The 14,075-nt window shown below is 47.5% G+C and carries 12 protein-coding genes; 8 read left to right on the plus strand and 4 right to left on the minus strand.

Annotated features, from left to right (window positions below; all coding sequences use genetic code 11):
* Positions 1–151 precede the first annotated feature (151 nt).
* The 3 genes from nirB (at position 152) to QUA44_RS20495 (ending at position 5,642) form a co-directional block, all read left to right on the plus strand.
* Positions 152–2,716: a nitrite reductase large subunit NirB gene (nirB, locus tag QUA44_RS20485; RefSeq protein WP_333250776.1), complete on the plus strand. Its 2,565-nt coding sequence runs from the start codon at positions 152–154 to the stop codon at positions 2,714–2,716.
* A 256-nt stretch (positions 2,717–2,972) separates the two neighbouring features.
* Positions 2,973–3,332 (plus strand): nitrite reductase small subunit NirD, encoded by a 360-nt coding sequence (gene nirD / locus QUA44_RS20490; RefSeq protein ID WP_333250774.1) that lies wholly within the window; start codon positions 2,973–2,975, stop codon positions 3,330–3,332.
* A gap of 216 nt (positions 3,333–3,548) precedes the next feature.
* Entirely contained in the window at positions 3,549–5,642 is a 2,094-nt protein-coding gene (locus QUA44_RS20495) for a HEAT repeat domain-containing protein (RefSeq protein ID WP_333250772.1), read from the plus strand.
* Positions 5,643–5,765: 123 nt separating this feature from the next.
* Here the strand turns inward: QUA44_RS20495 and QUA44_RS30770 are convergent, their stop codons facing one another.
* Positions 5,766–5,948 (minus strand): winged helix-turn-helix domain-containing protein, encoded by a 183-nt coding sequence (locus QUA44_RS30770; protein WP_445243657.1) that lies wholly within the window; start codon positions 5,946–5,948, stop codon positions 5,766–5,768.
* A gap of 585 nt (positions 5,949–6,533) precedes the next feature.
* Between QUA44_RS30770 and QUA44_RS20500 the strand changes: the two genes are divergently transcribed.
* Together QUA44_RS20500 and QUA44_RS20505 are read left to right on the plus strand one after the other, a co-directional pair.
* Positions 6,534–7,064 (plus strand): peptidoglycan-binding protein, encoded by a 531-nt coding sequence (locus tag QUA44_RS20500; protein ID WP_333250770.1) that lies wholly within the window; start codon positions 6,534–6,536, stop codon positions 7,062–7,064.
* Positions 7,065–7,296: 232 nt separating this feature from the next.
* Positions 7,297–8,367, plus strand: a complete 1,071-nt coding sequence (locus QUA44_RS20505) for a patatin-like phospholipase family protein (RefSeq protein WP_333250768.1) — start codon at positions 7,297–7,299, stop codon at positions 8,365–8,367.
* A 62-nt stretch (positions 8,368–8,429) separates the two neighbouring features.
* Here the strand turns inward: QUA44_RS20505 and QUA44_RS20510 are convergent, their stop codons facing one another.
* The 3 genes from QUA44_RS20510 to QUA44_RS20520 form a co-directional block, all read right to left on the minus strand.
* The gene (locus QUA44_RS20510; RefSeq protein ID WP_333250766.1) at positions 8,430–8,564 is read right to left on the minus strand and encodes a hypothetical protein; all 135 of its coding nucleotides are present in this window, start codon (positions 8,562–8,564) and stop codon (positions 8,430–8,432) included.
* A gap of 78 nt (positions 8,565–8,642) precedes the next feature.
* Positions 8,643–10,352, minus strand: coding sequence for a pentapeptide repeat-containing protein (locus QUA44_RS20515; RefSeq protein ID WP_333250764.1), 1,710 nt, complete (start codon positions 10,350–10,352; stop codon positions 8,643–8,645).
* A 533-nt stretch (positions 10,353–10,885) separates the two neighbouring features.
* Positions 10,886–11,314 carry a hypothetical protein gene (locus QUA44_RS20520; RefSeq protein WP_333250762.1) on the minus strand — a complete coding sequence of 143 codons (429 nt, stop codon included), beginning with the start codon at positions 11,312–11,314 and terminating at the stop codon, positions 10,886–10,888.
* 254 nt (positions 11,315–11,568) lie between these two features.
* Between QUA44_RS20520 and QUA44_RS20525 the strand changes: the two genes are divergently transcribed.
* From QUA44_RS20525 to QUA44_RS20535, 3 genes are all read left to right on the plus strand, one after another.
* Entirely contained in the window at positions 11,569–13,338 is a 1,770-nt protein-coding gene (locus QUA44_RS20525; RefSeq protein ID WP_333250857.1) for a S8 family peptidase, read from the plus strand.
* Positions 13,335–13,556: a hypothetical protein gene (locus QUA44_RS20530; protein WP_333250760.1), complete on the plus strand. Its 222-nt coding sequence runs from the start codon at positions 13,335–13,337 to the stop codon at positions 13,554–13,556. The genes QUA44_RS20525 and QUA44_RS20530 overlap by 4 nt, the downstream gene beginning before the upstream one ends.
* 87 nt (positions 13,557–13,643) lie before the next feature.
* Positions 13,644–13,895 (plus strand): hypothetical protein, encoded by a 252-nt coding sequence (locus QUA44_RS20535; protein ID WP_333250759.1) that lies wholly within the window; start codon positions 13,644–13,646, stop codon positions 13,893–13,895.
* The last annotated feature ends 180 nt before the right edge of the window (positions 13,896–14,075 follow it).

Genomic DNA, 14,075 nt, shown 5'->3' on the forward strand with positions numbered 1-14,075 from the left:
CAACTGTCAGCACACATCATGCAAAAATGCAATCGGGAGTATTCGACAATTGCATAAACATCCATTTTTTGTATATATAAGTACAAAAGTTTACAATAAAGTCTTATATTAATAAACCCAACGACTGATAAACGGGATAAAAGAGATTCTAATGACAGCCAAAAAAAACCTCATTGTAATCGGCAATGGCATGGTAGGTCACAAGTTCCTGGAGTTAATGGTCAGCTCAGAGGCTGCCAAACACTGGAATTTAATTACTTTTTGTGAAGAACCGCGCGTTGCTTACGATCGCGTAAACCTCAGCGGATTTTTCTCTGGCAAAACAGCGGGAGATTTATCTTTAGTTGCACCTGGATTTTATCACACAAATGACATCAAGCTTCACATCGGCGACAAAGCAATAGCCATCAATCGCGAAGAAAAAATAGTCTCTTCAGCCAACGGTTTAGAAGTTCCCTACGACAAAATTGTTCTGGCCACTGGTTCCTATCCATTTGTGCCATCAATTAAAGGCAAAGACGCTACAGGAACTTTTGTTTACCGGACAATTGACGACCTGGAAGCGATGTCCGATTACGCTAAAAATTGCAAAATTGGTGTAGTAATTGGCGGCGGTTTGTTAGGTCTAGAATGTGCTAACGCGCTGCAAAATATGGGATTAAAAACTCACGTTGTTGAGTTTGCGCCGCGACTGATGCCCGTGCAAGTTGACGATATGGGCGGTGCAATTCTCCGCAGCAAAATAGAAGAGTTAGGGGTTTCGGTTCATCCCAGCAAATCTACCACAGAAATTGTCAGCGAAGATGGTAAACTTACTAAAATGCTGTTTGCTGACGGTTCGGAATTGGCAACAGATATGATTGTGTTTTCTGCTGGCATTCGCCCCCGCGACGAACTTGCCAGAAGTTGCGGTATAGAAGTAGGAGAACGCGGTGGCATTGTGATTAATGATAGCTGCCAAACCTCCGATCCTGACATTTATGCGATCGGAGAATGCGCCCTGTATCAAAATCGCATCTACGGCTTAGTTGCGCCTGGGTATACTATGGCAAGCGTAGCAGCAGATATTTTGAGCCGTGCAGCCGATGGCCGACAGGATGCCCCCGCTACAAGCACTTTTACTGGTGCGGATATGTCCACAAAACTCAAACTGTTGGGTGTGGATGTGGCGAGTTTTGGTGATGCTTTTGCCAAGTCGGGCGATGCTAAAGAAATTGTTGTCACTGACACCTTCCAAGGCATTTACAAAAAATTAGTTTTAAATCAAGACGGCAGCCGGATTTTAGGCGGAATTCTCGTGGGAGATGCTTCGGCTTACGGCACTTTGCTGCAATTCATGCAAAATGAAATTGCTCTGCCACCGCATCCCGAAGATTTGTTAATGCCACCGCGAGAAGGGGGAGTGCCGGCGGGTTTTGGAGTAGACAGTTTGCCGGATTCGGCTCAAATTTGTTCTTGCAATAATGTTACCAAAGGGCAGATTTGTGAAGCGATTCGCGATCGCAATTTAACGGATGTTCCCAGTGTCAAAAAATGCACTCAAGCTGGTACGGGCTGCGGCGGCTGCGTGCCTTTGGTGACGGATATATTCAAGTCCGAGATGAAGAAAGCTGGGTTTGCCGTCAAAAATCACCTCTGCGAACATTTTGAATATTCTCGTCAAGAATTGTACCATTTAGTGCGCTCTCAAGAGATTAAAACTTTTGAGGAGTTGATTGAAAGACACGGCAAAGGTAAGGGCTGCGAAATTTGCAAGCCGGCTGTTGGTTCGATGTTAGCTTCTACTTGGAATGACCATATTTTAGAGAAGTCTCACGTCGGTTTGCAAGATACGAACGATTACTTTTTGGCAAACATTCAGCGCGACGGTACTTATTCGGTGGTGCCGCGAATACCGGGGGGAGAAATCACTCCCGATAAGTTGATTGTTTTGGGGGAAGTTGCCAGGGATTTTGGGCTTTATACTAAGATTACTGGCGGGCAACGGATTGATTTGTTTGGAGCTCGCGTGGATCAATTGCCGCATATTTGGCGTCGGTTGATTGATGCGGGATTTGAGTCGGGACACGCTTACGGTAAGGCTCTGCGTACTGTAAAATCTTGTGTTGGCAGCACTTGGTGCCGTTTTGGGGTGCAGGATTCTACGAGTTTGGCGATCGAAGTTGAATTGCGGTATCGTGGTTTGCGATCGCCCCACAAGCTCAAATCTGCTGTCTCTGGCTGCACTCGCGAATGCGCGGAAGCTCAAAGCAAGGATTTTGGGATCATTGCGACAGAGAATGGTTGGAATTTGTATGTGTGCGGCAACGGCGGCATTAAGCCACAGCACGCGGTTTTGCTGGCGACTGATATCGATAAGGAAACGCTGATTAAGTATATCGATCGATTCTTGGTTTTCTACATCCGCACGGCAGACAGATTAGAACGCACTGCTACTTGGTTGAACAAACTTGAGGGCGGGATTGAATACTTGAAACAGGTAATAATTGAGGATTATCTGGGCATTTGTGCTGAATTAGAAGCGCAGATGGAACATTTAGTGAATACTTATCAATGTGAGTGGAAAACGACGATTGAAGACCCACAAAAGGTGCAGCGGTTCCAGCATTTTGTGAATTCCGATTTGCCTGATCCGAGTATTGTTCGTGTTGCGGAACGGGGACAAACGCGGCCGGCTAACGAACATGAAAAGGCTCTGGCTGGAGTTTCGGAATAACCCATATAATCGGGTTTCCAAGCAGAGCCTAGGAAACCCGGAGATCCCCCCTAGCCCCCCTTAATAAGGGGGGAACAAGAACACTAGATTGAAGTAAATTAATCTCGTTCCCAGGCAGAGCCTGGGAATGAATTCCGGGATGCTCTGCCTCCTTCCGCGAGGCGAGGTATCCTCAAACCGTGAGGCAGAGCCTCGAAACCTACGTTCCCAGCCGGAGACTGGGAACGAGATTGAAGTAAATTAACAGGAAAAGAAAATGGTTCAATCATTACAAGTTTCCGATACAGTAACAACTTGGGTAGATGTGTGTTCTCTTGATGCGATCGCCCCTTATACTGGAGTTTGCGCTTTAGTTGCAGGGGAACAAGTGGCGATTTTCCGAGTCGGAAACGGGGATGAAGTTTATGCGCTTAGCAATTACGATCCGTTTAGCAAGGCTTTTGTGTTGTCGCGGGGACTTGTGGGCGATCGCAACGGCACTCTCAAAGTTGCTTCTCCCATTTACAAGCAAAACTTTAGCTTGGCTACGGGCCAGTGTTTGGACGATGAAACGGTAAAAATTCCGACTTTTACGGTTCGGGTTGCTGCCGATCGCGTCCAAGTAGCTGTTAGCTAGATTTCGCTGCTTAATTCTTCGATCGCCCTCCGCCAACACCTAACATTCCTGTGGGTGCTGGCGGATTTTGCATTGGGGCCCTCCCGACTCAGTATTTTTCGTCTAAAATAGAGTCGATTGGTTCCATACTTCAGGCTCGCTCAAAAAATCTCAACTAATATCGGAGCTGATGCGAGGATTTTCAATGCAAACAAACTTCAGGGGCAGGGTATCGGTATGTTGTTAAAAAAACTTGTTTCCGAAAATAATCCCCAGACTGTAGCAGAGTTAATCCATGCCCAACTCAAAATCGGTCAACTGACTTGGGGCGAACTCAACATACAAGTTTTCGGCCAGCACTGGCGGGACGAATCTTTGCACGAAGTGCTCAGAGAAATTGCAGCTAGGCTCGACAAAGAAACAGCGAGCCAAATTATAGAATATCTCACGGATCAAAACGGTCAACAAGAAAAATTTATTAATTTGTTTTTAGCAGCGCAATGCCTGTTAAAAGTTAAAAATGATGTTAATAAAAAAACCGCCAAAAAACTGTTAAACGCTTTAAAAAAGTTATCGCAATACGGTACGGGTTTCCTGATTCTTTATCAAAGCGCTCAAGAATTGCAGGAAACTTATCAAATTCGCAATCGATCGATCGCGGCGATCGCCCAAACTTGGAAAAACGACCCGCAAACCCTCCCCTGGCTGAAAATACTCGCTCACTCCACCGACTGTGGCGAAGTCCGAGCCACAGCAGTCGAAGCAATAGCGCGTGGTTGGCCAGATCAGCCAGAAATTTACCTGATGCTCAAAAACCTCGCCAAATCCGATCAAAGCTGGGCAGTGCGATCAACCTGTGTGCGAGAAATGGCTTCTGGTTGGCCAGACAGCAGCGATACCTTGCTGCTGCTGAGTTTCCTGGCTGAGTTTGATCAAAGTCCCGCAGTCCGCACCGCAGCACTCGAACAGTTGGCCTCTAATTGGCCCGATCGCACAGATACCTTGCTGCTCCTGAGAAACGCCGCCGAATCCGACGAAAATTTGGGAGTGCGAGTCTGTGCGTGGCAAGAAATAGCCAGAGGTTGGCACAGCGTTTTAGGCACGGCCTCCCTGCTCAAAAACCTTGCCCAGACAGGAAGTTCCATCTTGCGAACAGTAGCGGTGCGGGAGTTGGCAGCGGGCTGGCCTGCCGCAGGCGACGTTTGCCTGCTGCTGAAAACCCTAGCCGAATCCGACAGCAGCAAAGAAGTGCGGACAGCAGCCTTAGAAGAATTGGCCTCGCACTGGCCCGGCAAGCCCGACATTTACCCGCTCCTGAAAACTAAAGCCGAGTCCGACGCGAGTTCCAGCGTCCGGCGCGCAGCAGTGCAAGCAATTGCCTCTGGCTGGCCCGGGAACCGCGAAACTCTGACTTTTTTGAAAAATATAGCATTGGGCGATCGCGACGCCGACCTGCGCGAAATAGCCCTAAAACAGATAGCCACAGGTTGGCCCGACCACCCAGAAACCCTGCCCCTGCTGCAAAAAATAGCTGATTCCGAGGATTACTGGACTGTGCGGCAAGTAGTAGTGGAAGCTGTCGCCACACTGGCGTCAGGCAGTCTCGAAGTCTTTGGCTGGTTGCAAAATCTCGCCGAGTCAGACAGACACCTGAACGTCCGAGAAACTGCGGTGGAAGAGATCGCAAAACGCTGGTCTCACCGGGCCGAGACGCTGCCTTTCCTCAAAAGCCGGGTAGACTGTGAGCATGATTCTCACCTGCTGAGCGTGCTGGTACGGGCGATCGTGCGGGGGTGGCCCGACGACCCGGAAACCTTGTCTTGGCTGAAAATTCAGCTCGATTCTGGGGAAGCGGTGGTGCGGCAAGCGGCGGTGCTTGAACTCGCTTACAACTGGCCAGACAATCCTGAAACTTGGATGCTGCTGGAGGCTAAAGCAGAGGGCGATGAGAGTCCGGCTGTCAGGCAAATCGCTTTGCAAAAGTTAGTGCGCGGGTGGACCAATCAGTCTCAAACTTTCGAGTGGCTGAAAATTAGAGCTCAAAAAGATGAAGATTCGCAGGTGCGGGCGATCGCCCTGGTAGAGTTAATGCGGGGATGGAAAGACGAGCCGGAAATGTTTGAGTTTTTGCGCGATCGGGCTTTGAGCGATGTTGACAATCAAAACGGTTCTTTTCCTTACAATCCGCGATTTACAGCACTTGAAGCGATTATTGAACATTATCCCGAAAATCCGGGAGTTGTGCCGTTGTTGCGATCGCTTGCCGTTTCCGACGCAGAAGAGCAAGTGCGGGCCTTAGCGGGTCGCCGGCTACGCAGCCAAGATTGGTAAACAGAAACAATCCTTTAGACACCTCGGAAAATTAATCATGCCTGCTCTTCCACCCTTGCTCAAGAGTTAGCGTGCGATGCTGGCTTTTTAGTCCCAGAAGATGTTCATCCATTCCCCACACTTCTATTGTTGCCAATGGATGCTGAGATTGAATTTGTTGCACTCGTTTGCGGAGTTTTTTTTCCAAGAAGCTTGGACATCTGGGTTAGATAGTTCGTGTTCTGGTCGTGGTACTCGTAACCTTAACTCTAACAAACGTAGATAGTCCCAACATCTTTGGACACTGACAGGACGGTGAGCGTAAATTACTTATCCAGTCAGCCACTTTACGACTATTCCATAATCCTCCATCAGCGGAAGGAGTTTGTAAATTTTGCTTCATTTGTGCTTGTTCCGCTTGAGGAAGTAAAGGTTGACACCCGCGATGTTGATGACGTTTGTCTTTCAATCCCTCAGCACCTAATTCGTTGTAACGACGAACTTTCGCGATATATCGAGTTACGACATTAGCCCGTGACCGAAGCAACATCTTCTATAACTCGTCCGCTTGCCAAAAGTTAAATTATTTGGTAGCGCGTCCGTTCAATTGGAGCCGATGCTTGACGATAAAGTTTAGACAACTCTTCTTTCGGGAGTTTGAGGAGGCTCCAACTTTAGACGTTTAGGCATAACTTGTCTTCCTTGCACTCTTAACATTCTTTCAGTATATCATTCCGGCGCAGCCGGAAGAGATATTAACAGTTAACACTGGGACTAACTCAAACGAGTGACACTCAAACGAGTGACACTCAAATGAGTGACACTCGAAAAAGTGACTGTGCATTAACAAATCCCACCAGTTATACCTGAAATATCAAAGAACAAAACTTAAATCTTGAGAGCAACCACATTATGTACACCGAAGAAAGAAGCTTGAACAATGAAACTATGGCGCTCGTCGCCGATACTACTGCTCAATCAACTCTGGCATTTGCTGAAACCACTGGAGTAAACAAACCCACTTTACAAACTGGTTCAACAGGTCAAGCTGTCAAGGAACTACAACAGCTTCTATATCATTGGGCATATTATTTCGGGCCGATTGACGGTATTTTCGGCGTCCAAGTTCAAAACGCCGTCAAAGGCTATCAACACCGCGTCTTTTTAAAAGAAGATGGGATTGTCGGCCCTATCACTTGGGAAGCACTATACTCTGGTGCACCTGTGAATATGCCGGTAGTCATGAAGGGCAGTTCTGGTAATGCTGTTAAAATTGTTCAGAATGTCTTGAAAATAAATGGATACTATTTCGGCTCCATTGACGGATTCTTCGGGGCGATGACAGATGTAGCAGTGCGACAATTGCAACTCAGCAAGGCTTTACCGCAAGATGGAATTGTCGGCTACAGAACTTGGCACGCCCTCAGCAAGTTACCGAACTAATTACGGGTTGGATTCATATAAATTCCGGTTGCACGAGCGAAATAATTGTTGAGTGTTGGCTGTTGAATCGGGGTTGAAAAACTCAATGGTTGAGTGTTAACTGTTGACTCGATTTGATTATTTCGATGCAACCGGAAACTATATGATGACGTTGGCTGTTGGTATTTTGATGCTGTATGAGTTTGGTTCATTTCAATTGAGAATTTAAGCAATATCTAAAGGAGTAAATGTAATGGGTACTAAATTCAAGAGAAGAATTCTCTCAATTGATGGTGGTGGTATTCGGGGTATTATTCCTGCGATCATTCTCAACTACATTGAAGAACGCACAGGAAAACGCATAGCAACAATGTTTGATTTTATTGCAGGCACTTCAACAGGAGGAATTTTAGCACTGGGTTTAACGAGAAAGAACTCAGACTCTAGCATCAATCGTGAACCCGAGTATACCGCTGCCGAACTTGTAAATTTCTATAGCAAATATGGACAAAAGATTTTTAATGAGTATGTTCCACTGGATTTTGATGATTTGCTACAACCCAAGCACAACCCAAAAGGTAGGCAACAAGTTTTAAAGGATCTTTTAGGTGAAGCTAAGGTTGAAGAGGCATTACGAGAAATTTTCATTCCGAGCTATGATATCGAACTCAGAGCACCAATTTTTTTTACAAGCAATCGGGACGCAGAGGAAATCAAGAGTTTTGATAGCCGGAAAGTATGTACGGGATTCAAAATGTGGGAAGCAGCAATGGCAACTTCTGCTGCACCCACATTCTTTCCACCCTACCAACTCGAAACGGGACATCATACCGATGAGGGATATTACGCTTTGGTAGACGGCGGAATTTTTGCAAATAATCCTTCTTCAGTTGCAATGATGGAGGCGATGATTTCTTACAAGAAAAAGACTGGTGAAGAACTACAACGTACTGAAACCCTTGTTGTTTCTTTGGGTACTGGCTCACTCACTAAGAAATATAAGTATAGAGACGTGAAAAATTGGGGACAAATAAAATGGGCACTTCCCTTACTTAACGTTGTTCTAGATGGCCAAAGTGAATCGGTTGCGTATGAACTCGCTCAGCTAATGGTGACTAAAGGAGATCAAGAAAATAACCGAAACTACTATCGTTTTCAACTTCAATTGAGTAGCGATAATGGTCACGATCAAATCGACAACGCAAGTCCCAGTAATATTGAGTACCTACAGAAGCGAGGTGAAAAACTGATTGAACATAGTAAGAAAGATTTGGATGAGTTGTGTAACCTTTTGAAGGAGGACACTGAACTATATTCTAATTAACCGCAACGTTAGATCGAGATCTGGTTGGAAGATTTTTAATGGGGGTAAGACTTTGTGTGTATTCATTCCCAGAAAAGGGCATCCCAAACCGCACCGCTTCCCCCATTACCGAACAGCGAGCGATCGCACTCCGAAGCCGTTTTCTCCCACCTGAGCAACTGTTCCCGAAAAGCCGGGTCTTGCTTCGCCCGCTGCACGAGGCTTGCAGTTTCCGACGCACAAGAGCAAGTGCCGGCTTTAGCGGGCCGCCGGCTTCAAGTGTTAACAATTAACTGTTAATAATCGATTAAAAGGGCGATCGCACCCCGCACCGATTCCCCCATTATCGAGCCGCGAACGCTCGCGGGCGCCGTTTTCTCCCACAAAATCAACTGTTCCCGAAAAGCCGGGTCTTGCTTCGCCCGCTGCACGATCGCCTGACTGATGACTTTCTTTTGTATCTGCTCTGTTGGGATACCTTGCTGCTTCAAATAATCCAACAGCCGCTGCACACTTTCGGCGAATTTATCTGGCGTCTGAGACATCAAAATAAACGAAATTTGGCGCACCATTCGCTGGTAGATTTCCTGTCTTCTCAGCAATACTTCCTTGTGGCTCGCCTCCGCCGACTCCGCATTGTTACTAGGAACAGCCAAGTCGAGCAAACTCAAAATTTCAGTGTCCTTGGCTAAAACCTTTTCCAACATATCTGGATAAAGCTCCAAAATGCGATCGCCCAAAATCTTGCCATTCACCAAACGGTTCGCGCTCAGCCGCAGTAAATGTTGTTCTCCTGCCGACTCAAAAAATTGAACGTTGAATTTGAGTTCGTGGCTTTCCAACTCCACCCGACGCAGCGTAAAAACCAAAGCCTCCCAATTAGGAGATTCATCAAAACACACCTTCACAATAGAACTGTCCTCTTGATGCTGCCGCCCCAATTCCCCCGACTCAAAATCACGATCGACCGGCAAGCGATTTGCCGCAACTTTCGCAGTATAATCAAACTGAGTAAAAACATAGCGACAGTCAACTCTCGACAGATCGACATCTTGAACTTGCCAATTTTGAATGCAGCAACCCGTAAGCTGCGTCCCCTCCAAATTCGTCCGAATCAAACGGCACTCAATCAAACAAGCTTCTCTTAAATCCGCCTCACCCAACATCGCATCCATCAAATAAGCGCCGCTCAAATCAGCTTTCCGCAAATCAGCACTTCGCAAATTAGCTTCGCTCAAATCCGCCCGCAGCAAATACACTCCTTGCAGGTTAGCTCGCAGCAAAAGTGCCTTCTTAAAACTCGCTTTCAATAAATAAGAACCCGCCAGATTAGCTCGACTCAAATCAGCATTATCCAGCACCGCTTCAGTCAAATCCGCCCCCGCCAGCACAGCTCGGTGCAAGTCAGCGCCCGTCAGATTTGCCGATCGCATTTGAGCGCCATTCAAGTCAGATTCAATCAAATTTACACCGATTAAAATTGCCGATCGCAAATTCGCTTCCACCAAATGCGCTTCCCGCAAATTAGCACCCGTTAAATTAGCACCAACAAGACTGGCGCGGTTGAGATTCGCCTCCATCAATTCCGCCGCCATCAACTTCGCGCCGTCGAGTTTAGCCCCAGCAAAATTAATCTGGTCAGATTTAACTCCTTGAAGATTAGCACCGCCCAAATCCGCTTCCGGGAAGGCGGCCCAATTAAGCTCTGCGGCTTCCAAACAAGCAAGGCGCAAATCCGCTTTAGCAAGATTTGCCCCGCTCAAATTTGCCCCGCTCAGATTCGCCCCAGCCAGCCCCGCACTGCGGAGATCCGCGCGGCGCAAACAAGCCCCTATCAACTGGGCATTGCTCAAAAAAGACCAGCTCAAATTAGCACCGGTCAAGTTAGCACCAGTGAGGTCTATATCTCGCAGGTTAACACCGCTTAAACTAGCGCCGCTGAGGTCAATGTGACCAAAGTTGCGCTCTCCCTGTTGATAGCGCTGTAAAAATTCTTGTGTTTGCATTCCGCAGATTGGGGGGCTGGCAATTTAGCTGTTTTAGGACGCGCTGGTCAATAACTTTAACTGTAAACTACGCACAGAACACGAGCGGGCTAGGCACGGGGACACTACTCCTACTACTTACTGCAATAACTCATGTCCTCCGGGTGATCCGTGGGTACTTTACCCCTATAGATAGCAGCTCAAAGGATTGGTTGCGTAAGTTCTATTTCTAGTACCAGTTTTACAGACTTTTGTAACTTCAAGTAGCAGAGTTAACATCTTATACGTTGGGAGCATCTCATATTTGTTAAAACACTTCTTCTGGCTCTTTCCTTCTTCCTGCTTCCTGTCTCCTGCCTCAAAACTCCAATTTTGGGCTTGGTTGCGTTCATTGAGATGCTCCCTATACCCTGCCCTGCCGGAGAGTGTTTTTACCAGAAAGAATTGGTTTAAAGCCGGAACCCTTGCAGGGAGAAATTAAAAGAAGACTATTCATTACTCCAATCCTCTTCCTTCCAGGTAGAGGTCGCCCTCTTGCGGTCAACTGTCAACTGTCAACTGTCAACTGAACTAAAGCGCTGCCATTCTTGCTGCAAGTGTTTTCCCCATTTAGTCGCTAGAGGAATTTCTGTAAAAGGAACCTGCACCGCAGCAGCATCTTTCAACAAAAATTCGAGGGCGATTGGACTTCCCGAATTCGGCGGTGACTCTAAATCAACTGCCTGAGAGTTGACTAACAACCGCAGCGACTCCACGTCTTTTAAAGAAAAAGTTTGCAAATTCACAGGCCCGCTGCGAGTAGGTTTTCCCCAAGTTAAACTGTCTTCTTGCTGACCGAGTACAGCATAAATATCGTACTTGGCTTTAGCGAATTGTTCGGCCCAGACGCGATACGCTTCCAGCTTTTGATACTCGTTCCATCCAGCCCAAGCCAGCCCGATAAACATTGCCAGCAGCGGCAGCCACATTAAACCTCTTTCCATGCAATACCCTTGTTGAAAATAGTCCAGGTTCTGTTTCTCATCTTCTCTAATGATACAATTAATTGAACTCGTAAAACTTGCTCTGCAATTCTAACTAGAAATTAGAGCAATTTTTGATCGAGCAACAGCCACCGCCGAAAACTACCAAACGCCCGCGTGGGAGATATCCACAAGTCGTAGCAAGGAAAACTGGCGATCTCGATGAAAATTCGGTTATTGTGGTGAACAAGCCTTCCCTCAACGGACGATCGGCCATGAAAAAGTTTTTCCTTCTGTGCTTATTTTTAATCGGGCTCGGCTGGGCGATTTCTAATTTCCCAGGACTTGCTACTCAAGGCACTTACGACTCGATTGTGCTGGATTTCCGCGAAGATTTGGGTGCTGCTGAGATTGCGAAAGAAGTAAATGCGATCGCCCAACAGTACCAAATCGCACCGCAACTCAACAGCGAATTCTCAGCGGGCGACAATGTATATGTAGTTAAGGGCGATCGCACTTTGCTAAATGCCCTGAAAAAATCAAATTTGGCTAAAGATACCGAATACATTGAACCCAACTACGTCTACAGCGCTTTCGAGATTCCCAACGACCCCATGTATACCAAGCAGTGGAATCTCCGCAGCATCAACGTAGAATCTGCCTGGAACGAAACCAAAGGCAGCGGCACAACAGTAGCGATAATTGACACGGGTATTACTCCAGTCGCTGACTTAAAAGAAACCAAATTTGTACCGGGCTACGACTTTGTAAACGATCGCGCCGAAGCCTACGACGACAACGGCCACGGTACTCACGTCGCAGGTACTGTCGCCCAATCAACTAACAACAATTACGGCGTTGCGGGCATCGCCTACGAAGCAGCTTTAATGCCGCTAAAAGTGTTAAGCGGCAGCGGTGGCGGTACGGTTTCCGACATCGCCGAAGCGATCAAATTTGCTGCTGACAACGGCGCAGATGTCATCAACATGAGTCTCGGCGGCGGTGGCGAAAGTCAGTTAATGGAAGAGGCGATCGACTACGCCCACTCTAAAGGCGTTGTCATCATCGCAGCAGCCGGCAACTCCGGCGACAGTTCCGCTTCCTATCCCGCCCGCTATCCCCACGTCATCGGCGTTTCCGCCCTCGGCCCCGACGACGAAAAAGCTGGTTATTCCAATTTCGGCGCAGGGGTTGACATTGCAGCCCCCGGCGGTTCAGAAATGGGCAAGATCCTGCAAAGTACGATCGACCCGGAAACCGGCGCCGAAGTCTTTGAAGGCTACCAAGGCACTAGCATGGCTTCTCCCCACGTTGCAGCCGTTGCAGCCCTTGTCAAGGCCTCCGGCATCACAGAACCAGACGCAATTCGCAGCGTACTCTTGCAGTCCTCGCGAACTGTCACTGAAGATCCGTTAAACCATTTTGGTTCGGGACACCTAGACGCAGCCGCAGCAGTTCAGCTAGCCCAGCGCGGACAAATTAACTTCCGCGATTTCTTCCGCTGGCTGCGCGACAACGGCTATCTCAGTCCCCGTTTCTGGATTGACGGCGGTGCAGTCGCCCTGTTGCCTAAAATTGCAATGGTGCTCGGTTCTTACCTGCTGGCTTTCTTTATGCGGAATTATTTCCCCTTCGCCTGGACTTGGGGCTTTTCCGGCGGCTTGATGGCTGGTAGTTCTGGGTTCTTTTTCCTGCGGAACTTGTTTGTATTTGACTTGCCGCAGTGGCCGATGCGGGTGATGGGCAGTTCTATTCCCGAACTCGGCGGCGCAATTAATGGCAGCAGTATGCTGAATCCCTTTTTTGCTAGCGTTTTGATTCCTGGGATTTTGATTGCTTTACTGTTGGGACATCAACAGTGGAAGTGGATCGCGATCGCAATTTCGATAGGTTTTGCCAGCAGTTTAGCGGTGAATGCTTTTGTGTCTCCCGCAGTCTGGGGATTGGGCACAGGTTTGGTATCACAAACATTTTTGATTGTCAATGCTTTTCTGTGTTTCGGACTGGCGCGTTTAGCAATTAAAACAGAGGTGCGATCGGCATGAGTATTACTGTTAAAGGCAAAATTGAACGCAAAGGATTAGGCCCGGGTACCTGGGCTTTGATTGGCGAAGATGGAGAAACTTACGAACTTAAGAATGCTCCTTCTGAGTTGAAAAAAGAGGGTTTGAAAGTCAGTGTCAAAGGTACAGTCCGCAAGGATGTGATGACTTTTGCGATGATCGGCCCGGTGCTTGAGGTGCAGTCTTTTGATGTGTTGTAGGTCGATCGACTAATCCAGCTTTCGAGCAAAAAAAACCCCGGCCAAAATTGGCTGGGGTTTATTAATCAGGGTGCATCTACTAATCTAATGTCCGGCCTCACAGCACCTCTTTCAGGACACTTTGGCAGAATTTCCTATAATTTGTGGTTTGGGGTGCGATCGCTCAAAAAAAAACCCCAAACCAAAATTGGTCGGGAGTTAATTAATCAGGGTGCATCTACTAATTTAATCTCCCGCCTCACACCACCTCTTTCAGGACACTTTGGCAGAATTTCCGATAATTTGTGGTTTGGGGTGCGATCGCCAAAAAAAACCCGGCCAAAATTGGTCGGGAGTTAATTAATCAGGGTGCATCTACTAATTTAGTCTCCGGTTCGAGGTGTACCTGTTCCGGACACTTTGGTTGATTTTGCGAAAATTTGTGGTGAGGGCGTGCGATCGGCAAAAAAAACCCGGCCAAAATTGGTCGGGAGTTAATTAATCAGGGTGCATCTACTAATTTAGTCTCCGGTTCGAGGT

Origin of the sequence: Microcoleus sp. N9_A2 (assembly GCF_036701775.1) — a bacterium.
Classification (GTDB): domain Bacteria; phylum Cyanobacteriota; class Cyanobacteriia; order Cyanobacteriales; family Microcoleaceae; genus Microcoleus.

What these genes read in the sequence shown, in the direction of transcription:
- QUA44_RS20520 (WP_333250762.1), bottom strand. Translation starts at nt 11,314, where the DNA reads ATGGAAAGAGGTTTAATGTGGCTGCCGCTGCTGGCAATGTTTATCGGG.
- QUA44_RS20525 (WP_333250857.1), top strand. Translation starts at nt 11,569, where the DNA reads ATGAAAAAGTTTTTCCTTCTGTGCTTATTTTTAATCGGGCTCGGCTGG.
- nirD (WP_333250774.1), top strand. Translation starts at nt 2,973, where the DNA reads ATGGTTCAATCATTACAAGTTTCCGATACAGTAACAACTTGGGTAGAT.
- QUA44_RS20530 (WP_333250760.1), top strand. Translation starts at nt 13,335, where the DNA reads ATGAGTATTACTGTTAAAGGCAAAATTGAACGCAAAGGATTAGGCCCG.
- QUA44_RS20505 (WP_333250768.1), top strand. Translation starts at nt 7,297, where the DNA reads ATGGGTACTAAATTCAAGAGAAGAATTCTCTCAATTGATGGTGGTGGT.
- QUA44_RS20535 (WP_333250759.1), top strand. Translation starts at nt 13,644, where the DNA reads ATGTCCGGCCTCACAGCACCTCTTTCAGGACACTTTGGCAGAATTTCC.
- QUA44_RS20495 (WP_333250772.1), top strand. Translation starts at nt 3,549, where the DNA reads ATGTTGTTAAAAAAACTTGTTTCCGAAAATAATCCCCAGACTGTAGCA.
- QUA44_RS20515 (WP_333250764.1), bottom strand. Translation starts at nt 10,352, where the DNA reads ATGCAAACACAAGAATTTTTACAGCGCTATCAACAGGGAGAGCGCAAC.
- nirB (WP_333250776.1), top strand. Translation starts at nt 152, where the DNA reads ATGACAGCCAAAAAAAACCTCATTGTAATCGGCAATGGCATGGTAGGT.
- QUA44_RS20500 (WP_333250770.1), top strand. Translation starts at nt 6,534, where the DNA reads ATGTACACCGAAGAAAGAAGCTTGAACAATGAAACTATGGCGCTCGTC.